Genomic DNA, 20,652 nt, shown 5'->3' with positions numbered 1-20,652 from the left:
TGCGCGCCAAGGGCAAGGCGCCCAAGACGATCCTCATCGCCGTCGCACGGCAACTCCTCGTCATCCTCAACGCCATGATCCGAAAGCGACAGCCTATCGCTCTCGCATGAGCATCACAGTTGCCCCCCCGCCGATGCACAGCGTGACCGGGCCGTAGCGCCCCCCGATCCGTTCCAGCTCGTACAGCAGCTCGACCGTCAGGATCGCGCCGGTGGCGCCGATCGGATGCCCCACCGCAATCCCCGATCCGTTCGAATTGACCCTGTCCGGGCGGAAGCCAAGCGCTGCGGCCACGGCACAGGCCTGCGCGGCAAAGGCCTCGTTCGCCTCGATGACCTCGATCTGCCCGATCGTCAGGCCCGCCCGTGGCAGCGCGTCCGCCACGGCCTTGACCGGACCGATTCCCATGCGGCTCGCCCCCCGCATACCCCGAGGACAGGATCCGCGCCCAGGGCGCATCGCCACGCGCGTCCAGCACGACACTGGCCACGCCATCGTTGATCCCGGACGAATTTCCGGCGGTTGCGCTACCCTCCACCGCAAAGACCCGCTTCAACCGCGCCATCGAGTTCGCGTCGAACAGCCGCGTACCCTTGCGGTCGCGCACCTCTACGCCGACGATCTGCGCCTTGAACCGTCCCTGGGCCAGTGCCCTGGCAGCGCGGGCGTGGCTCTCCACCGCCAGCGCGTCCTGGGCCTGCCGCGCGATACCGTGATCCCGGGCAACATTCTCCGCAGTGACGCCCATATGGACGCCATCTAACGGATCGCTCAGGGTTCCGACCAGCGCGTCCACCATCGCCACATCGCTCAGCCTCTGCCCGAAGCGGGTGGACGAGGACAGGTGCGGCGCGCGGGACATGGACTCGGCGCCACCGGCGACCCCGACGTCGCACTCGCCCAGTGCGATCATCTGCGCCATGGAGATGATCGCCTGCAGTCCCGAACCGCACAAGCGGTTCACCGTGAGCGCGAGCACATGGATCGGTACGCCCGCCTCCACCGCCGCGACCCGCGCGATGTACGCATCCTTCAGCGTACCAGGGATCGCCTGGCTCACCACCATATGCCCGACATCGTCCGGCGCGAGGCCGGCCCGCGCGATCGCCTCGGCGAGGACGACGCGGGCCACCGTATTCGCAGGCACGTCCTTGCGGCTGCCGCCGGACGTGCCGATGGCGGTGCGCCCGCCCGCCATAAGGTAGACCGGTTCCATTTGCATACTCCAAAGCCCGGGCCGATGCTCGCGGCCGGGACAGGGCGAAATGCGGGGATTGGAAAAGGCGGGAAGAGGCTTACGCTTTTCCGCCGCGCCGCCGCGCGAGGGGGCGGCGGAACGCCGCCGTGCGCCCGCTACTGTGCCCCAGCCGCGCGATCGCGCATCATCGCCTCCAGCGTGCTGCGCAACAGCATCAATTCCATCGGCCAGATATAAAGGTCGCCGCCCTCGAACCCCATATTGTCAGGCACCAGCAGCGCCTTGCCCGCGGCGTGGCACACATCCCGCACCGTTACCCAGGCGTCACGCAGAACAGGCAGGTCGATCGCCAGATCGAGGCCCATGTCCGCAGAAAGGTCACCCGGGCCGAAATGGATCACGTCGATGCCATCGACCGCCGCGATCTCAGCTATGTTATCCAGCGCTTTGCGCGTTTCGATGATCGGGATGACCAAGGTCTCCCGGTCGCGCTGCGTCATCCGATCGCGAAAGCCGTTCACGGAATAGCCGCCATCGTGACAGGCCGGGCACATGCCGCGCCTGCCGGTGGGCGCATAGCGCGACGCGCGGACGATCCGCGTCGCGTCCGCGGCGGTTTCGACCTTGGGCACCACCACCCCGGCGCAACCGACGTCGAGTAGCGCCTGTATCTGCGTGTCGCTGCCTTCCAGCATCCGCGCGATCGGCACGATCCCCGCCGCCTTTGCCGCGCGAACGTGGCCGAGCACCAGGTGCCGATCCAGCGGCCCATGCTCACCATCGATCATGACGAAATCGAGCCCCGCCGCGGCAGCGATCTCCGTCGTCGTCGGATCGGTGGACGAGATATAGATGCCGATCGGCACGTCCGTGCCCCGCAGACTCAGCCGCGCCGCTGCCACGCTGCCATGGGTCATGCCGGCGCACTCCCGCCGCGCACATGACGGACATCGACGAGGATCGCGCCGCCGCGCAGCACCTCCGCCGTCGCCCCCGGCGGAATGGCGGTGGTCGAGCCGACCTCGTGCAGCACCGCCGGGCCGGCGAACCGGTCCCCTTCCTTGAGCGTCGAGCGCGGGATGATCGGGGTGGCGATCCGCACCCCCTCGCCCTCGCCCCAGAGGGACAGATTCTCGCCCCAGGTTCCATCGGCCGCGTCGGTGAAATCGACCGAGACCGGCGGCAACGGACGCTCTGCAATGACCTGGACCTCCGCCGTCTCTACCCGCGAGAGCTTGTCGAGATGGCCGTAGCGCCGGAGATATTCCGTCTCGAACGCGCGACGGAAACAGGCCGCGAAGTCGTCGGGAACGTCCAGGCCGGCCGCTGGCGGCGCGATCCACAGCACATGCTCCTGTCCGGCGAAACGCAGTGCGACCGAATATCGGAAAGCGAGCGCTTCGCCGCGCATTTCGCCCGTGCCGCCCAGTTCGCCGGTCAGGTCGGACGCCGCGCGATCGAGCAATTCGCGCACCGCCTGCGGGCTCAGGGTGTCGATATCCTGCACCATCTGTTCGCGACGATCCTGCCGCAGATTCGCACTCAGCATGCCAAGCGCCGAATAATGGCCCGGAAAGCGCGGGATCAGCACCCGATCGATGCCGACCTCGACCGCCACCTCGCAGGCATGAAGCGGCCCCGCGCCCCCGCTGGCCAGCAGCGTATAATCGCGCGGGTCGTTGCCGCGCTCCAGCGTCTGTCGCCTCACAGTGGACGCCGCCTGCAGACAGGCGAGCCGGATGATCCCCAGCGCGAGGCGATCGGGCGACATGCCCCCCTCGGCCGCGACCCGCGCGATCGCCGTTTCCGCTGCCGCGATGTCGAGCGAAAAGGTGCCGGCGAAATGATCCTTGTCGATCCGCCCGCAATAGAGATTGGCGTCGGTCAGCGTCGGCTGTGTCCCGCCCAGGCCATAACAGGCCGGCCCGGGCTTCGACCCGGCCGAACGCGGACCAACCTGAAGCGCCCCGCGCTCGTCGATCCGCGCGATCGAACCGCCGCCGACACCGACCTCGAGGATGTCAACCGTGCTGACCTGCAAGGGAAAGCCCTGCTTCTCCCCGCCGATCCAGTAAAGGTCGCGGGTCGCATAGTCACCATTTTCGACCAGTGTGGATTTGGCGGTCGTGCCGCCGATGTCGAGCGCCACGAGGTTGGCGATGCCAAGATCGTGGGCCAGGCTCCGTGCGCCGATGACGCCGCCCACCGGCCCCGATTCCACCGCCCGCACCGGCTGTCGCCGCGCGCTGTCGACCGTCATCGCACCGCCGCTCGAATCGAGGACGATGAATTCGCCGGAGAAGCCGTCCTGTTCCAGCCCGCCGGTCAGGCGCCCCAGATAGCGTTGAAAGACCGGCGCGATATAGGCGTTGGCGGCGGCGGTAGTGAACCGTTCATATTCGCGCCACTGCCGGCTGATCGAGGACGAGGTGGTGACCGGTACATCGGGCAGCGCAGCCCGCAGGAACGCGGCGACCGCATCCTCATTGGCCGGATTGGCATAGGCGTTGAGGAAGCCGATGGCGACTGCTTCCGCCCCCGCCTGCCTCAGCCGCTCGGCCAGCGCGGCCAGCGCCTCGTTGGATGGTGCCCTGTCCAGCGACCCGTCGCCATTCATCCGCTCGTCCACCTCGAACCGCATCGTATCTGCGATCAGCGGCGGGGAACGGCGGAAACGCATGTTGAAGATGTCACTGCGGTTGCCGCGTCCCACGTCGATCACGTCGGGAAAGCCCAGAGTCGTCACCAGTGCGACGTTCGCGCCGTGCCGTTCGAGCAGCGAATTGATGACGAGCGTGGTGCCGTGCGCGACGATCAGGTCCGGCGAGGCGAGATCGACGGCGGTATCCTGGATCGCCTGGATCACACCCTGATGCTCATTGCCATGGGTGGTCAGCCGCTTGCCGATATGGAGTCGCCCCTCCGCATCGACCGCGGCCACGTCGGTAAAGGTCCCGCCAATGTCGCAGCCGATGCGGGCGAACGCCTCATGGGAACCAGGGATGCTCATGCCACCTTCTCCTGTCCGCTGTCGGAATCGGGCCTGCCCCAGCCGCCCCCTCCACCGCTGATCTGCCGGATCAGCGTTCCCGCCGGGAGCGGGCCGATCTGCGCGCTGCTGCCCGCGAGCGGCAGCCATTCGTCGCTTCCCGGCCGCCGCACCCTGACCGAACTCAATTTGCCGGCCCCCCCGCCCGCCAGCCCCTTGGCCGGGACGGCCGGTTCCGGATAGGTGTCGACCGAACAAGGGGCCAGCAGCTCGATCACCTTGGCCGCGCCCGGTCCGCCGCGATACTTTCCCACGCCCCCCGACTCGCGATCCAGACTGATCGAGCGGTAGCGGAGCGGATAGCGCGCCTCCGCCATCTCAAGCGGAATGCCCTTCATATTGCCCAGCATCAGGCATTTCACCGGGCCATAGCCATCGGCGTCGCACTCGGCGCCCAACCCGCCGATCAGCCCTTCCACCATCAGCCAGCGTTCCCCGCTCTCGCGCCGGCCGCTGATCATCAGGCCGCCGATCGATCCGAAGTGCGAGGCCGGAACGCGTTCGGGATGCGTGTTGCCGATCGCCGCCACGAACATGTCGATCAGCAACGGCATCGTCATGTTCCAGAAGCCCATCGGCGCCTCTTCTCCCGCGCTGACGATCGTGCCCGGCGGCACGATCACCTCCAGCGGCGCGAAGAAGCCGCCATCGGTCGGCGCATCGCCGCCGATCAGGTAGCGGAAGGCCAGCCGTACCGCCGCCATCGCACCGCCGATTGCACCGCAATTGATCGGCAGCGTCGTCTGCGGCGGCATGCCCGACAGGTCGCAGATCATCCGATCGCCCTCGATCCGGATCTCCAGCCGGAACGCCATGTCGACCGCAACACCGCCAAAGTCGAATTGCCAGCGGCGCTCGTCGCTATAGACGCCGTCGGGCAGGTCGCGGATCGCGCGCCGCGCAAAGGCCTCGCTCGCCGCGAGCTGCGCGGCGATCAGTGCGGTTGTCTCGTCGGCGCTCCAACGAGCGACGACGCGCTCAGTCCAGCGCCGCGCGCCGAGCACGCAGGCGCCGAGCTGTGCCATCATGTCGCCCGTCAGCGCTTCCCTCTGATAGGTATTGGCCTGGAGTGTCGCCAGCACCTCCGGCACGATCTCCCCGGCGCGCATCAATCGCAGCCCGCGATAGCGTGTGCCCTCCTGGAAGATCGAGCGTGCGGCCATCGTCTGACCGCCCGGCACCAGCCCGCCGACATCCGCCCAGTGCGCGCGGATGGCGATATACGCGGTCAGCCGGTCACCATGGAACAGCGGCGCCCCGAGCACCACGTTGTTGAGGTGCTGCCCGCTGCCATAATTCGTGACGAACACGTCGCCGGGGGACAACGTATCCACGCCGATGACCGCGACCGCATCGCGCACGACTTCGCCCATGTCGGAGACGAAGATCGGGATCGAGGCCTCGGACTGCATGAACGGGCGGTAGTCGGCGGACACCAGCGAAACACAGTAATCCTGCGATTCCTGGATCAGCGGGCTGTAGGCGGTCCGGGTGATGTTGCCCTCTAGCTCCTCGGTGATCGACGCCGCGGTGTAACGGAAGATCTCCCGTTCCAGCGGATCCGTCGACCCGTGCCCTACCCCGGCTGCTACCTCGCCCCCTTCCACGGCGGCGTCTGCGGTGATCGCACTCGTCATGACACTCTCCTGCACCGACTTCACATGGTCGGTTTCGGCATTTTTTATAAGTTGACTTAGAATGTCAACTTAATAGCGCATGTCCCGCTGGGCCGCCATGTCGGGCAATGTGAACTGCACGGCCGCGCGCATGTGCAACCCGTCGATATTGGGGACTAGGAACTCCATCGCGAAGGCGAGATGATCCTCGTTGGTGCGATAGGACTCATAGCCCTCCGGCCCGTCGAAATAGATGAGCGCGGCGATGTCGTAATTCTCGTCCCAATTGCCGAGATCGGGCCCTGCCTCGATCTTGCGCACGGAGGGGACGATGGCCTCCAGCGCCCGCCAACGCTGCACAATGTCCTCGACCAGCTCGGGGGAGGTGCCGTCCTTGAACTTCCAGAGCGAACAGTGAACGATCATGCTCCGCGGCCTCCGATGTGTTTTTGAGAGGCCCGCAAAAATACGGCCGCACGGCCCATGAGTCTATCACTTATTAGAAAATGGTATCCCGGGTGGCGGCTTTGCGCGGCCCATCTGGCTCGCGAGCTGGTCCAGGATCATCGTCGCGATCTGCCGCGCCTCGGCTGAGAGATCGTTGAAGCTCGCCGAGACAAAGCCATATTCGACCTCGTTCACCGCGAGATCGACCGGCAGCGGCACGAGGCCAAGATCAGGCCGCACATCGGCAAGCCCGCGAACCGCGACGACAATGAACTCGCTCTGCCGCGCCAGCGCGCTCAGGGTCGCATAATCGTCCAGCTCCACGATCGGGGGAGCAACGCCCAGTTGCGCCAGCCGCGCCGACGGCAGAAGCTCGCGCAGGAAGCTGCCCGCGGCAATTGGGTAACGGCGCAGGTCGTCGGGCTCGCAATCGCCCGCGAGAAGCGGATGCCCCGGCCGGACTAGCAGATTGACCGAGGTCAGCGGGATGCGACGCACCCGAAAGTCATCGGGCAGCCGCGACAAACGGTCCCGAACCGGCAATCCGCTGATGAAAAAGTCGATCTCGCCCTGACGGAGAAGCTGTTGCAGCGTGTTCAGCGCTTCCACCCTGATCCGCAGCCGCGCGCCGGTGGACAACAGCGCGGGCAACAGGCGCGGCAGGATTGCCGCCGCCGATACAGGGCCGAGGCCAAAGGCCACCAGACTGCCACCGCCCGCGGAAAGCGCCATGAGTTGCTCGTTAGCGGTATCCGCCTGGTTCAGGAGGCGCCCGGCAATGCCGACAAAGGCGGCGCCGTCCGCTGTCAGTTGCGCCCCCGCACGGCCCCGGTCGAAAAGCCGGATGCCATATTCCTCCTCCAGCCCCTGGATGCTGCGCGACAGAGCCGGCTGCGACAGGCCCAGCCGCGTGGCGGCGGCGGCATAGCTCCCCTCTTCCGCGATCGCCGTCACATAGCCCAGCCGCTGGAGATTAATCATCGCCATTCGATACCTTGAAGGCATCGAATCGACAATATCACGCATTGGACCATGATCGTTCGATCGGCCATTATCAAACGGCCGTTATATTATTCGAGCCGATATGATCAGGCGGAGCCGGGCATTCGCGATGCGCCAACCGACCGATCGATCGACGGCCGCGTTGAACAAGGAGAGAGGATCATGGCGACCACCCCCGACGTCGTGGCGGATCAACCGCTGCGTACATCGCCCGAACCCGAAGCGCGCACCGGAGTCTGTCCGTTCCAGATCCCCATGAAGCAGGACGAGGTGAACAGCCGGGCGTTGCAGGACCAGTTCGACGTCATGCGCGACGAGGGATCAGTTGCCTGGGCGCAACTCCCCTACGGCACGGTCAACAACGGCCAGGGATGGGTCGCCACCGGCTTCAAGGAAGTGAAGGCGGTGCTGATGGACAACCGCTTCAGCGTCGCGCGAAAGGCGCATGGCGACTATCCGCGTGCCCGCGCGCTCGAGATCGGGGCCCCCTTCCCCGACAGCTTCATCGTCATGGATCCGCCAGCACAATCCGAACGGCGACGCACCCTGATGAAGCATCTCACGCCCAAACGGGTCAACGGGCTACGGCCGTTCACCGAACGGCTGGTGGAGGACTGCCTCGACGAGATGGAGCGGCAGGGCCCGGGCGTCGATATGCTGCCGGAATTCGTCTACAAGGTGCCACTGTTCCTGCTGTGCGAACTGCTCGGTGCGCCGCCGGAGGAACGGCACATCTACGTCAAGCACGCGCATGATTTCGTCGCGACGCGCCACGCCACCGCCGCCGATGCCAGCAAAGCGCTGGAGACCATCAAAACCTATTTCAAGGAGCTCTGCTGCCGCAAGCGGGAGAAGCCCGGCGACGACCTGATCAGCGCGCTCCTGCTGGATACGGAGGTCAACGGATTGTGGAGTCAGGAGGAATTGGAGGGGGTCGGCACCGTCTTGCTCATGGCTGGTCACGATTCGACCGCGTCCTTCATCTCGAACTGCCTCTACTGGCTGGTGCACAACCCGGAAACATTCACCCGGCTGCGCGAGGAGCCCGACCTGATCCTGAAGGCGGTGGACGAGTTCCTCCGGTTCCTGCCGGTCGGCGTCGCCCCGCCCCGCGCCCGCGTCGCCATCGAAGACGTGCAGTTCGGCGACACGCTCATCCGCAAGGACGAATCCGTCCTGCCCATTCCTCATGCCGGTAATCTCGACCCCAAGGTCTATGCATGCCCGCGCCAGTTCGATCTGGATCGCGAGAAGCCCGCGCAGCATCTGGCGTTCGGGTTCGGCGCGCATTTCTGCGTCGGGTCGCAACTCGCCCGGATGGATATCGAGGTCATCCTTCGCGGCGTGACGCAACGCTTCACCTCGCTCAGCCCGATGGAATTCGATCCGGACTGGGAGGCAAAGGGCCGCACCCGGGGACCGAAGACCCTTTGCGTCCAATGGACCAAATAGCCGCGCGGCAACCCACGTCAGGACAATGACCCGGGTTCAGGCCGCGCCCTTGCGGCGGCCCCCGGACACGAAGGAGAGAGGATTTGACGGACATCACTGGAAAGAACGCGGTGGTCGTAGCCGGCGGCAACGGCATCGGCCGCTCGATCGCCCATGCGCTGGCGGATGCGGGCGCCAATGTGGTCATCGCCGACATTCGCAAGGACGATGCCGAAAAGGTGCGTGACGAAGTCGTCGCGAAGGGCCGGAAGGCGATCGCAATCCAGACGGACGTGTCCAGGCTCGACGCCATGCAGGCACTCGCCGACGCGGCCTTCGACGCGTTCGGCACGATCGAAATCCTGGTGAACAACGCCGGCGTCGCAGTGCGGCCGATGCGCGCGATCTGGGACACCAGCTATGCCGACCTGCAATATATGATCAACATCAACATCTGGGGCCTCCTGCACGGCTACCACGTGTTTCTGCCGCGGATGCGCGCACAGACCGGCGAGAAGCATATAGTCAACACCTCCTCCATGGCGTCGATGCTGACCATCCCGGGCATGGCAATCTACACGATGAGCAAGGAGGCGACCGATGGCTTCTCCCGCGTGACGGCGGAGGAACTGCGCGCCGACGGCTTCAACACGACCATTCTCTATCCCGGCCAGATCAACACTGCGGCGCATACCCGCAGCGGGGAATTGCGGTCGGCCGAGGAGCGGGCGGCGGATGCGGCGGTCAAGCCCTTCGCCAGCTATGCCGAGGAACGCGGCGAGGCGCTGATCGCGGGGGGTGCCGGGCGCGGCCCCGTTCGCGTACTTGGCGGAACGCATACCAGCGTCGCGATCGAACCGGAACTCGTCGGGCCGATGGTCGTCCGGGCGATCCGGGAGAACCGCCCGGTTTGCATGACCCATCGCCCACCCGAAGAGGGCATTCGCATGATCGCCGAGGCGCAACTCGACGGCTATCACCCCTGACGCAGGTTCAGCGTCCCGGGGCGGATGGCCGTCCGCCTTGCGACGGCTGATATCCGCACGTGAAGCCGGCCCCGCGAGGCGGGGCCGGCTTCGGTCATGCCCTACATCTTGAACGCCGCGGTCAAGCCATAGGTGCGCCCCATATTGGTAAAGCGCGTGATCACTTCGGACGCCTTGATCACATTGGTCCAGTAGAGTTCGTCGCCGAGATTTTTGCCCCAGATCCAGACACGCCATCCGTCGCGATCCGACGAGAGCCCAAGCTGCGCGTCATACGTCGTGTAGGCATTCAGGTCCCAGACCGGTGCGGCATTGATCTGCGCCACCGACTTGCTGCGATAGGCCATGTTGCCGCCCATGAATATTGCGAGCGTGTCGGTGATCGGTCGCTCGTAATTCACGTCGAGGTTCACATTTTCCTTGGACACAAAGGGGATGGGGCCGCCCGACTGATCGCCGAAGCCGCCGTCGATATTATAGCCGACATATGTTTGGATCTTGGAGTCGAGATAGGAACCGGCCGCCGCAAGGATGAGGCCTTCGACCGGACGAAGCGAGAGGCTCAGCTCGGCGCCCTGAATCCGCGACTTGGGCACATTCACCTGCTTGGCGACCAGGCCGAACAACGGGCCGGTATCCTCACGCCCCCGCTGCTGCTTGTCGCTATAGTCGTAATAGAACAGCGCGGCCTCGACCGACAAAAAGCGGCGCACATCCACTTTCGCGCCGACCTCGTACGCCAGCAGCGATTCCTGCCGCACCGGCAGGAACGAGCCATTGTTGTTGGTCAGGATCGTGGGATAATTCCCGGACTTGAAGCCCTTGCTGATCCGCCCATAGAGTAGCGACCGCACCGTCGGCTTGAAGTTCACATTGACGTTCCAGGGGACATTGTCCTGCGTCAGTGTCGAGGTGAACAGGCCGGGACTGCCCGGGCTGTTCACCGAATAGCATTGCCCCGACTGGATCGCCCTCGGTGTGCCGGTCAGCCTGTAGAGCGTATTGAACACATTGGCGGCGCGGCCGTCACCGCTGTCCGCGGCGCACCCGGCGAAACGTCGCTTCTCCTTGCTGATCCGCACGCCGCCGGCAATGGAAAGCTGCTCGGTCAGCTTCAGGTCGATATTCCCGAACACGCCGTAGCTGTCGACACGGTGCGTGCCGCCGGTATTCGTATTGGCGAAGCCCCCGCCGGGCAGGTTGTTCGTCGGCGGAAAGTCCGTCGCGGAGAGCTTCAGGATGTCGGTCACCCGCTCGTTCAGGTAATTCGCGCCGACGATAAAGGTGAAGGCATCGGTGATGGCGGTCAGACGCAACTCCTGGTTGAAGGTCCGGGTCTCGCCATCGTTGAAGAACTTGCCGTTGTTGACGTCACGCCCGAGCGTCGCTCCCGAGAGCAGGCTCGTCCCGATCCCGTCATTGTCCTGGTTCGATCGGATGCGAGTCCGCATATAGGCGGTGATCGAGGTCAGCGTCACGCGATCGGCGACGTCCAGATCGCCGCGCACCGATCCCTGCCAGAACCAGTCGTCGGCCCGAAAGCGGTCGAACCGATTCCAGTCGGCGCCCCGCGGCGATTCGGGATATGGCAATGTGCGCCGGTCCGCCTGGTTGGCGGGGGGCAGGATCGCGGGCGCGGTGACCACCTGGGGCAAGCCGGCGGGCGTACCATTGGGGTTCAGCCCGTTCCCGCTCTGCCCCACGAACTGCACGAGTTGCGTCGCCTGGGTATCGGATCTGTCGACCCAGCCATTCGCGTTGAAGGTCAGCCGCAACGCGCTCGTCGGATCGGCCTGGACGATCAGGCGGCCCGCCACCTTGCGCGTCTGGCCGAGCCTGTCGCCCGGCCGCGACACGCTCTCCTGCCAACCGTCGAACTGACGATCCACGCGGAATGCCAGACGTGCCTTGAGCCCGTCGGCCAGCGGACCGCTGATATAGCTTTCGAGCGCCGTCTGATTGTACCGGCCATATGTCCCGGTCACCCCTGCGTGGAACACGTCCGTCGGCTTGGCCGCGATATAGTTGATGGCCCCGCCCGTGGCGTTCTGGCCATATAAAGTTCCTTGCGGCCCCTTGACCACCTCGACCCTTTCAAGGTCCAGCACCGCACCCCGGGTCATCACCGGCAGGGTATAGGCCACCTCGTCGGTATAGACCGCCACGCTCGATCCTGAGGCGATCGAAGGTTCGTTCACACCGACACCGCGCAGGCTGTAGATCGGGGTCGCGAACCCGGAGGTGCTGACCGAAAGTCCGGGCACCACGTTCTGCAGATCGACCGCCGACGTGACATTGCGCGTTTCGAGCGCCTGCGAGTCCAGGACCGCGACGGCGACACCGACGTCGGTCAGCCGTTGCGTCACCCTGTTGGCGGTCACGACGATCTCCTGGCTGCCCGCCTGATCCTGCGCGACCGGCGTATTGAACGGCTTCGCGCCCTCAGCCGGCCGTTCCTGTCCGAAAGCCTGGGACCACAAGGGAATCATGCACAGCGTCGACAGCAGAATCCCTCGTGAGGGAATAATCCTGGGAACCATATACAACCCCTCCATGATGTTTATTATTTTATCGATCTGCTGTTGACCGCCTCGACACCGATCGATGTCGGTCATCATGTCGATGACAGGATCGCCCGGGACCTTTCTCCGCGGCACCGAAGAATCTGAAATCCCGCAAGACACGGCGCGACCGTCCCTGCCCTCCCGGAGGGCAAGTATGGTGTCTTGCGCTGGCTCCGCCTTATCAGCCGGGATCAGTCGTGCTGATCGTCCATCACGATTTCGCCGATGAGGTTCAGGAAACCACCTTCGACGGCATAGTCCTGCCCGGTGCAGAACGACCCTTCATCCGAGGCGAGGAACAACACCATGGCCGCCACCTCTTCCGGGCGGCCGAAGCGCGCAATCGCCTGTTGCGTGGGCGCGGGCAGCCCCGCATTCATCGGGGTCTGCATCGTACCCGGCAGCACCGCGTTCACGCGAATGTTGAAGTCGGCGAGATCCATCGCTGCCGCGCGCGAGAAGCCGCGCACCGCCCACTTGCTCGCGGTATAATGCGCGAAATGCTTCATGCCGAACGCCGCCGCGACGCTGGCGATGTTGACGATCGATCCGCCGCCCGCTGCACGCATCGTCGGGATCACCGCCGTGGTGCCGAGGAAACAGCCCACCTGGTTGACGTCGATGAGCCGGCGATAATCCGCCTCGCTCATGTCCGAAAGGTGCTGCACCGCGACGATGCCGGCATTGTTGACCAGAACGGTCACCGGCCCGAAACGGTCGACCGCCGCCGACACGGCCCGCGTCCATTCCTCACCCTTGCTAACGTCCAGATGGACGAACATGGCCTGCTCGCCAAGCTCGCTCGCCAGCCGGCTTCCTGCCTCGTCGTTGATATCGGCGATGACGACGCGCGCGCCGTGCGCGACGAACAACCGGCTACAGGCTTCGCCCAGCCCCAACGCGCCGCCGGTCACGATGGCGACCTTGCCGTCCAAACGCTTCGCCGCTTCCATCATGCTGATCCCCTCCTTGTCATCGCCGTCAACCCGCAACGGAGTCGCTGATGATCAAATCGTGCCTCGACTGTAGCGCAAGCCGCGACCCCACACCAGATAAATCAAACGCCTATTAGATTTTATCCGCGATCCGACACCATGGTCAGACATATTGCCGCTGTCCGGTGACCGCCGCCTCCGTGATCGCGGCAAGCACCTGATGCCGTCGAACGGCATGGTGGAAATCCGGCGCCGTTCGCGTGCCGGTGCGCAGATCGGCGACGATACGGGCATAAAGCTGCGCCACGTTGCGCGCCACGCCATCCGGCTTGCCCGGTGCCCAGAAGCATTCCTCCGGAGTCGCCAGCGGAACCTGCTCCTGACCCGCTTGTCCGCCCCTGACGGACAAGGGCGTCATCTCGCCCAGGCCATGGGCGGCGGTCATGCTCAGGTCGCCCTTCGTGCCGTTGATCTCCCAAAGGAAATTCGTGCCGGTCGACATACCCCCGCGATAATGGATCGACAGCGGCGCGCCCGACCGCAACCGGGCCGCGACCAGGATCTGGTCGGGCGTCGTGATCTGCTGCACGCGATCGGTGCCGACGATGGCGGAGCGGGTGCGCCGTTGTGCGGTTTCGGCGACGAGATACTCGATCTCGCCCAGGCATGCACAGACGCCGTCGAGCGTGTGCCCCAGCGGAATCTCCAGCATGCCCGCCCCCGACGCACCATCGAGAACATAGGCGTCAAAGGGCATGACCGCCGGCCCCCAGTTCGCGCCTGACGCCACGATCGAAGAGGACAGGACCTCACCAACGAAACCATCGGCGACCAGCGCGCGAACATGATCGAATTCGGGCCCCGAACTCGCCTGCAGGCCGATAAAGGCCCGCACGCCTGCCGCATCGGCCCGCTCCGCAAGCGCGATACTTTCATCCACGCCATTGCCAAGCGGCCACTCGCAGAACACGTTCTTCCCCGCGGCGAGCGCCTTTGTCACCAGTTCTGCATGGTGCGGAACCTTCACCGTCACGACGACCAGATCGACGTCGTCGCGTGCCACGAGCGCATCGGGCGTCGCATGCGCCGGAACGCCGAACGCTCTGGCGGCCAGGTCGGCCGTCTCCTGCCGGGTGGTCGACACCGCCTTAAGGACGAGGTCCGGGGACGCCGCGATGGCCGGGATATGCGCGTCATGCGCCCACCCCCGTTCCGCGCTGGCGCCGATGATACCGATTCGAATCTGTGCCGTCATGATGGATGCGTCCGTGCCGTGGTGCGATGGGGTCGGGCCGGGTGTTCGGCCGCGGCGGGTCGGCTCAATCCTCCGGGGCGATCGTCACCCGCAGATCCGCCTGCGCGGCATCGAGCACGATCTGGCAGGAGAGGCGCGAGCGCTCGGTGCGATGCGGCGAGCCTTCCAGCAGGTCGTTCTCGTCCCCGCTCATCGGCGGGATCGTCGCGGCGGATGCCGTGTCGACATAGACATGGCATGTGGCGCACGAGCAGCAACCACCGCACAGTGCCAGAAGCTCGTCGATCCCAGCGTCACGGATCGCCTCCATTACCGTCAGGCCCTGCTCGCCGGTCACTTCGACCGTCGTTCCGTCGCGCTTGGTCACCGAAAAGGTCGGCATCAATCATGTCCTTCGTGTCATTTTTGTAGGTCGGGTCGGCCTGTCGTCCGGCGGGACGCCATGCCGAAGATCGCGGCGATCAGCAGGCGCTGCTCCACCGCAGCGGGAGCGTGGTCAGGCCGGAAACGATGCCCGTGGCGACGTGCAGGTCGTCTTCCGAGGTCACGGCGAAGTCGGGGATCCGCGCCAGCCATTCGGTCAGGAACATCCGCAGTTCCCGCTTCGCCAGGTGCATGCCGAGGCACAGATGGGCACCGCCGCCGAACGTCATGTTCCTGGCCTGTTTGCGATGGAAATCCACTTCCAGCGGACGATCGAAGATCGTGTCGTCGATGGAATGCAGGAATGTCGGGGCAAGCACCATGTCCCCGGCCTTCATGTCCGCATCGCCCAAGGTCACGTCGCGGATCACCCGCCGCGCCACGCCGACAACGCCGAAACGGCGCACATATTCGTCCACCGCCGCGTTCACGAGTTCCGGATTGGCGATCAATTCGCGACGCTTGTCAGGATTGCGTGCAAGATGCAGCGCGGTAAAGCCCATCAGGTTCGTCACCGTATCGAGGCCGCCGATCATCACCGTCGAGGTGAAGCGGAGCAGCTCGTCCTCGGTCATCCGCTCGCCATCGACCTCGGCCAGCGCCATGCGACTGAGCAGGTCGGCACCGGGGTTCGCAAGCCGCTTCGCGATATTGTCCCGCAGATAGGCCCGCAATGCCAGGTGCCCTTCCAGCCGCTGCTCGGGATAGGCGGGCCGTGTCGACATCTCGGCTAGCGGCACGAGATGGTCGCGATCGTCCCGGGGCAGGCCCATGAGCGTGAGAAACACGATGATCGGCAGGATACCCGCAAAGTCGCGGATGAAGTCGCACCCCTGCCGTGCCGCCAGGCCGTCGATCAGATCGATCATCTCGCCACGCGCCGTCTCGGCCAGATCGTCGAGCGCCGCCGGCATGAGCTGGGTCTGGATGACGCGCCGATATTTCAGTGATTCGGGCGGATCGAGTTCCAGCGGGATCAGCGCATGCTCGCGCGAGCCGTTCGGTGGAATGAAGATGTCGGCGCTCGAAAACGTCTCCGCCCTGGTATAAACCTGCTCGACATCGCGCCCGGCCAGGACCGTCCAATATCCCTCGTGACGGTCGCTCCAGAAGGTCGAGCCGGGCACCCGCTTCTTCAAGGCCGCCCATGACTTGCCGAGATCGGCATCGATGATGGGCACGTCGTACAGATCGAAATCGGTGACCAAATGATCCGGAACATGTGCCGGCCGCACGCGTGCGGCGACGTCAGATAGCGCCATCGTCATCTTCTCCTTCACAGCGGCCCCTCGTTGAATTCTGGCAGGCCTGCCGGTTCCGTCGACCGGGAAAGCTACCCGCCTTCCCATCTTCGAAGCGTTGTCATTTTATCTAATACTTGTTAGAGTTATTTGGCAAGAGCGGATAACGGCCGACCAGCGATGCGCCGGCGACGAGAGAGGAACGACATGGCGAAAGCTCCAGCCTTTTCGAACGACACGCCGGTTGAACAGCCGCTACGCGTGCGCAGTGCCAACGATGTCCGCTGGGACGATATGGCGGATGTCGTCGTGGTCGGCTTTGGCGGCGCGGGCGCGGTCGCGGCAATCACGGCGCGCGAACGCGGTGCAGACGTCCTGGTCGTCGATCGGTTCGCGGGCGGCGGCGCGACGAAATGGTCGGGCGGCGTCACCTATGCCGGTGCGACCCGACACCAGCAGGCAGCCGGCATCCACGACGATGCGAACAATATGTACGCCTATCTTTCGCAGGAAAAAATGTCGGTGCGCCCTGAAACGCTGCGCCGCTTCTGCGAGGAGAGTGCGGGACAGATAGAATGGATGGAGGCGCAGGGCGTCCGGTACGACTCGACGCTGTTCGAACACAAGACCACCTATCCGCCCGAAGGCAGCTATCTTTACTATTCCGGCAACGAGAAGGTGCCCTCCTACGCGGCGAATGCCCGTCCGGCGGCGCGCGGTCACCGGGCATTCGGCGCGGGCTTCACCGGCTACGCCCATTATGCCGCGTTGAAGGAATCGGCGATCGCGAAGGGCGTGCGCGTACTTGCCCACGCGCCGGCGCGCCGTCTTGTCGTCGACGAATCGGATAGCGTCATTGGAATCGAGGTGCTCGCCATCCCGCCCAAGCTGCATGAGGCCCATGAAGCGCTCAACGCCTGCGTATCACCCATGCGGCCGATGGGGGGCGCGCGGGCGGAAAAGGCCATCAAGGCCGCCCGGGCCTTCGAGGACCAGATCACCACGCGCAAGCTGATCCGCGCGCGATCGGGGGTGGTGCTGGCCGCAGGCGGTTTCATCTACAATCTCGCGAAACTGCAACAACAGCGCCCGACCTATGCGCGGGCGTACCGCACCGTGATGCGCCTGGGATCGATGGGCTGCGACGGGAGCGGGATCGATCTCGGCCGCTCCGTCGGCGGAAACACCGACTATCTGGACAATTTCTTCGTCGCCCGCTCGATCGCGCCGCCGCCCGCGCTGCTGCATGGCATCATCATCAATGCCGAGGGCAAGCGCTTCATCAACGAAGATGCCTATACCGCCTTTCTGGGCGAAGCGATCGGGGACCAGACCGGCGGCAAGGCCTGGTTGATCCTCGACCACGATGCCTATCGGCTCGCCCGCAAACAGGCGCTTTTTCCCGGCAAGGGGTTGCGGCTCTATACCATGCCCACCCTGCTCAACATGCTGTTCGGCGGCGCCAGAAAGGCGCGCACGATGGCGACGCTCGCGCGCAGGATCGGGGTCGATCCAGCCGCGCTTCAGCGCGAGGTCCAAGCGGCGGACCTTGGCGCCCAGCGCGGCAGCGACCCCGGTGGCAAGGCGCCGGAGAATGTGGCGCGGATCGCGCGGGGGCCGTTTCACGCGATCAACATGGATCTCGACAATCGTTTTACCGTGACGATGATGTTCTCGCTCGGCGGGCTGACGGTGGATGAGGAGACCGGCGAGGTGACGCGTAGCGACGGTCATGCGATCCGCGGCCTCTATGCCGCCGGGCGTACCGCCGTCGGCTTGATGTCCGCCGCAGATGTAAGCGGCATGGCGTTGGCGGACACGATCTTTTCGGGACGACGCGCGGGCCGGCATGTCGCCGCACGATCCAACGCGATGAGCGCGGACGCCGCAGCCTGACGGGCCAGCATCTCGCCCGCGACCCGAGCGCATCCTCGCGGCGGTGATCCCGGTGTGACGGATGATCGGATCATGTCTCTATGGTCCGATCATCCCACAGCATCCCTCTGGCGGCCCAACCGACCGACCGCCGGGTCCGGCCCGGCTCCGTCGTCAGGCTGACCGGGCAGGCTGGACTCGCGCGATCAGTATTTCACCGTCACGTCGAACAGATAGAGCATCGAGCGTTTAATCGAACGCATATCCTGCGGCGGTGAAGTAGTTCCGGCATTCATCTGGGTCATACATGTTGCAGATGGAGCCAACGGACGCCTCGAAAAACCCCTGGCGGTGAACTCGGCGCCGTGATTGACTGACCATTGCGACGGTCGGAGGCAGTGACGGCGCGGCAGGCAGGGTTTTGGGATTACGAGGAGCATCGAGCCAGAAAGACATCGACGCACGCTGGACGATGAAGCGCGGCAGCCTGAAGCGCAGCGAGGCCGGCGAGACGCGCGTGGCGGCTCCGGCGCAGATCATGGTGCCGATGTTCGGCTACAAGAACCACGCCGGGATCGAGCGCACCTTCGGCTTCATCCGCAAATGGGCGGTGACCCACGCGGCGCGCCATGACAGCGGCGCGTTCGAGGACGTGCTCGACACCGGGAATATCGCACAGTCGGTCTGGGCTGACACCGCCTATCGCTCGGCCAAGAACGAGGCCGCGATCCGCCGAGCCAGGCTCAAATCGATGATCCATTTCCGCAAGCCCAGGGGCAAGCCGATGGACCGGCGGCACCAGCGTGCCAACGCCGCCCGCTCGAAAGTGCGCTCCGCGGTCGAGCATGTCTTTGCCGTGCAGAAATCGCGCATGGCCCTGTCCGTTGGCCCTGTCCGTCCGCACCATCGGCATCGAGCGCGCGAGGATGAAAATCGGCATGGCCAACCTGGCCTACAACTTCAAACGGCTCGTCTGGCACGAAGGGAGAACTGCGTCCGACTGACGCCGAAACGGCGAAGAAAGTCTGGCGAGAACCGCAAAATCAGCCGAAATCAGCCAACTGGACGACGCCATCGCGTCTGCTATCTCCACCGAAGCCCGATCATGCCGAAATCATGCGGTTCTTCGAGGTGTCCATATGCCTCACTCTTATACAAGAGCGAGGCCCTTAGAGGTGGCTCGGTTTGTCTGGACAGGCTCGCGGCTCGGATAGTGGATTGCCGCTTGTGGATCACGCCGCTGTGAGTAGCGGCTGGTGGAAGTATACCTGGTCGGGTGTGCGACCGCCAAGCGCGGAATGCGGCCGGACAGCATTGTAGAACGCCATGTAGCGGTCGATGCCGGCGCGAGCCTCGGGGACCGAGGCGTAGGCGTTGAGGTAGACCTCCTCGTATTTCACTGAGCGCCACGGGCGTTCCACGAAGACGTTGTCGCGCCAGCATCCCTTGCCGTCCATGCTGATGGCAATCTTCTCGCGCAGGAGGACGGCGGTGAACGCGGTGCTGGTGAACTGCGAGCCTTGGTCGCTGTTGAAGATCGCCGGCTTGCCGTAGCGGGCGAGCGCTTCCTCCAGCGCCTCGATGCAGAATTCGGCATCCAGCGAGATCGACACCCGCCACGCCAGCACCCGCCGGGTGAACCAGTCCACGATAGCGACGAGGTAGACGAAGCCGCGGGCCCTGGGCACGTAGGTGATGTCCGTCGCCCAGACATGGTTGGGCCTCGTCACCGCCAGCTTGCGCAGCAGGTAAGGATAGATCTTGTGTCCCGGCGCCGGTTTCGACGTTTTCGGGCGGCGGTAGAGCGCCTCCAATCCCATCCGCTTCATCAGCGTCGCGACATGCAGCCGGCCGACTGAAATGCCCTCCTGCCAAAGCAGGTCGCGCAGCATCCGACTGCCCGCGAACGGGTAGAGCAGGTGCAACTCATCGATCCGTCGCATGATGGCTAGGTCGGCGTCAGGCACGGCGCGCGCCAGATAGTAGATGCTGCCGCGGCTGATCCCGAGTTGCCGCGCCTGACCCGCCAGCGGTAGCGCATGACGACGGTCAATCATCGCCTTGCGCGTGGGCCAGACCGGCCTTCCCGAGCGCACTGGCCCAAAAATCGTTCGCCAGCGTCAACTCGCCGATCTTCGCGTGCAGCGCCGTGACGTCCACCACAGGCCCGGCCGGAGCGGGTTCCCCGCCAAACACATCCGCCGCGCCCTCCAGCAGCCGCGCCCGCCATTGGTTGATGAGGTTCGGATGCACGTCATACTGCTGCGCCAGTTCGGCCAGCGTCTTCTCGCCTTTCACCGCAGCCAGCGCCACCTTGGCCTTGAACGCCGGACTATGGTTCCGGCGCGGTCGCTTGCTCATCTTGCCTCCTGCTCGCGGCCACCATGGCCGCTGTCAGATCGGCAATCCACTTATCCCTGATGTCCAGATTTCCCGAGCCACCTCTCCAGTGCGCGAGCGGATCGCCATGAACACATCGGCGACGGAATCCCAGCCTGCGGACCAATCCGTCGTCATCCCGCACACTCCGATGGCCCGAGGATATGGGAAGGACATCAGGTGATGAGCCTCACCGCTTCCCTGGTCCGGTCTTTAGAGACCATCTCTCTTTTCGTCAGGGCAACCAAGGC

The 20,652-nt window shown here is 65.1% G+C and carries 15 protein-coding genes and 2 pseudogenes; 4 read left to right on the top strand and 13 right to left on the bottom strand.

Features of this window, described 5'->3' with window-relative positions:
• Nucleotides 1–93: 93 nt before the first annotated feature.
• From RN629_RS15445 to RN629_RS15415, 7 genes and pseudogenes are all read right to left on the bottom strand, one after another.
• Nucleotides 94–408: a hypothetical protein gene (locus RN629_RS15445; protein ID WP_407036032.1), complete on the bottom strand. Its 315-nt coding sequence runs from the start codon at nucleotides 406–408 to the stop codon at nucleotides 94–96.
• Nucleotides 409–532: 124 nt separating this feature from the next.
• A pseudogene (locus RN629_RS15440) lies at nucleotides 533–1,198 on the bottom strand (thiolase family protein); the annotation flags it as partial.
• 155 nt (nucleotides 1,199–1,353) lie between these two features.
• Complete coding sequence (locus RN629_RS15435; protein WP_407036031.1) at nucleotides 1,354–2,115, bottom strand: HpcH/HpaI aldolase family protein; 762 nt, start codon at nucleotides 2,113–2,115, stop codon at nucleotides 1,354–1,356.
• Nucleotides 2,112–4,208: a hydantoinase/oxoprolinase family protein gene (locus RN629_RS15430; RefSeq protein WP_407036030.1), complete on the bottom strand. Its 2,097-nt coding sequence runs from the start codon at nucleotides 4,206–4,208 to the stop codon at nucleotides 2,112–2,114. The genes RN629_RS15435 and RN629_RS15430 overlap by 4 nt, the downstream gene beginning before the upstream one ends.
• Nucleotides 4,205–5,884, bottom strand: coding sequence for a hydantoinase B/oxoprolinase family protein (locus RN629_RS15425; RefSeq protein WP_407036029.1), 1,680 nt, complete (start codon nucleotides 5,882–5,884; stop codon nucleotides 4,205–4,207). Before RN629_RS15425 ends, RN629_RS15430 begins: the two co-directional genes overlap by 4 nt.
• A 69-nt stretch (nucleotides 5,885–5,953) precedes the next feature.
• A complete protein-coding gene (locus RN629_RS15420; protein WP_407036028.1) occupies nucleotides 5,954–6,289 on the bottom strand; it encodes a Dabb family protein in 336 nt (111 codons plus the stop codon).
• A 66-nt stretch (nucleotides 6,290–6,355) separates the two neighbouring features.
• The gene (locus RN629_RS15415; protein ID WP_407036027.1) at nucleotides 6,356–7,297 is read right to left on the bottom strand and encodes a LysR family transcriptional regulator; all 942 of its coding nucleotides are present in this window, start codon (nucleotides 7,295–7,297) and stop codon (nucleotides 6,356–6,358) included.
• A 177-nt stretch (nucleotides 7,298–7,474) separates the two neighbouring features.
• Here RN629_RS15415 and RN629_RS15410 point away from each other — a divergent pair, with 177 nt between their 5' ends.
• Nucleotides 7,475–8,764 carry a cytochrome P450 gene (locus tag RN629_RS15410; protein ID WP_407036026.1) on the top strand — a complete coding sequence of 430 codons (1,290 nt, stop codon included), beginning with the start codon at nucleotides 7,475–7,477 and terminating at the stop codon, nucleotides 8,762–8,764.
• A gap of 83 nt (nucleotides 8,765–8,847) precedes the next feature.
• Nucleotides 8,848–9,729 (top strand): SDR family oxidoreductase, encoded by an 882-nt coding sequence (locus RN629_RS15405; RefSeq protein ID WP_407036025.1) that lies wholly within the window; start codon nucleotides 8,848–8,850, stop codon nucleotides 9,727–9,729.
• A gap of 101 nt (nucleotides 9,730–9,830) precedes the next feature.
• Here RN629_RS15405 and RN629_RS15400 read toward each other — a convergent pair whose 3' ends face one another.
• The 5 genes from RN629_RS15400 to RN629_RS15380 form a co-directional block, all read right to left on the bottom strand.
• Nucleotides 9,831–12,269, bottom strand: coding sequence for a TonB-dependent receptor (locus tag RN629_RS15400; protein WP_407036024.1), 2,439 nt, complete (start codon nucleotides 12,267–12,269; stop codon nucleotides 9,831–9,833).
• Between the two features lie 215 nt (nucleotides 12,270–12,484).
• On the bottom strand, nucleotides 12,485–13,249 hold the full coding sequence (locus tag RN629_RS15395) for a glucose 1-dehydrogenase (RefSeq protein ID WP_407036023.1): 765 nt from the start codon (nucleotides 13,247–13,249) through the stop codon (nucleotides 12,485–12,487).
• Nucleotides 13,250–13,391: 142 nt separating this feature from the next.
• Complete coding sequence (locus RN629_RS15390; RefSeq protein WP_407036022.1) at nucleotides 13,392–14,483, bottom strand: Gfo/Idh/MocA family protein; 1,092 nt, start codon at nucleotides 14,481–14,483, stop codon at nucleotides 13,392–13,394.
• Nucleotides 14,484–14,547: 64 nt separating this feature from the next.
• Nucleotides 14,548–14,865, bottom strand: coding sequence for a 2Fe-2S iron-sulfur cluster-binding protein (locus RN629_RS15385; protein ID WP_407036021.1), 318 nt, complete (start codon nucleotides 14,863–14,865; stop codon nucleotides 14,548–14,550).
• Between the two features lie 79 nt (nucleotides 14,866–14,944).
• Entirely contained in the window at nucleotides 14,945–16,168 is a 1,224-nt protein-coding gene (locus RN629_RS15380; protein ID WP_407036020.1) for a cytochrome P450, read from the bottom strand.
• A 186-nt stretch (nucleotides 16,169–16,354) separates the two neighbouring features.
• Between RN629_RS15380 and RN629_RS15375 the strand changes: the two genes are divergently transcribed.
• Together RN629_RS15375 and RN629_RS15370 are read left to right on the top strand one after the other, a co-directional pair.
• Nucleotides 16,355–18,043, top strand: coding sequence for an FAD-binding protein (locus tag RN629_RS15375; RefSeq protein WP_407036019.1), 1,689 nt, complete (start codon nucleotides 16,355–16,357; stop codon nucleotides 18,041–18,043).
• 451 nt (nucleotides 18,044–18,494) lie between these two features.
• Nucleotides 18,495–19,026 (top strand): annotated as a pseudogene (locus tag RN629_RS15370) (transposase).
• A 228-nt stretch (nucleotides 19,027–19,254) separates the two neighbouring features.
• On the opposite strand, the gene RN629_RS15365 reads toward RN629_RS15370, so the two are convergent.
• Nucleotides 19,255–20,383 (bottom strand): IS3 family transposase gene (locus tag RN629_RS15365; protein WP_407036018.1). Its coding sequence is split into 2 segments (ribosomal slippage): nucleotides 19,255–20,091 and nucleotides 20,093–20,383, totalling 1,128 coding nucleotides; the frame shifts between segments, so codons are not numbered across the junction.
• Nucleotides 20,384–20,652: the final 269 nt, after the last annotated feature.

This window comes from Facivitalis istanbulensis (genome assembly GCF_040560405.1).
Taxonomy (GTDB): domain Bacteria; phylum Pseudomonadota; class Alphaproteobacteria; order Sphingomonadales; family Sphingomonadaceae; genus Sphingomonas; species Sphingomonas istanbulensis.
This window is presented reverse-complemented; position numbering and strand designations above follow the sequence as displayed.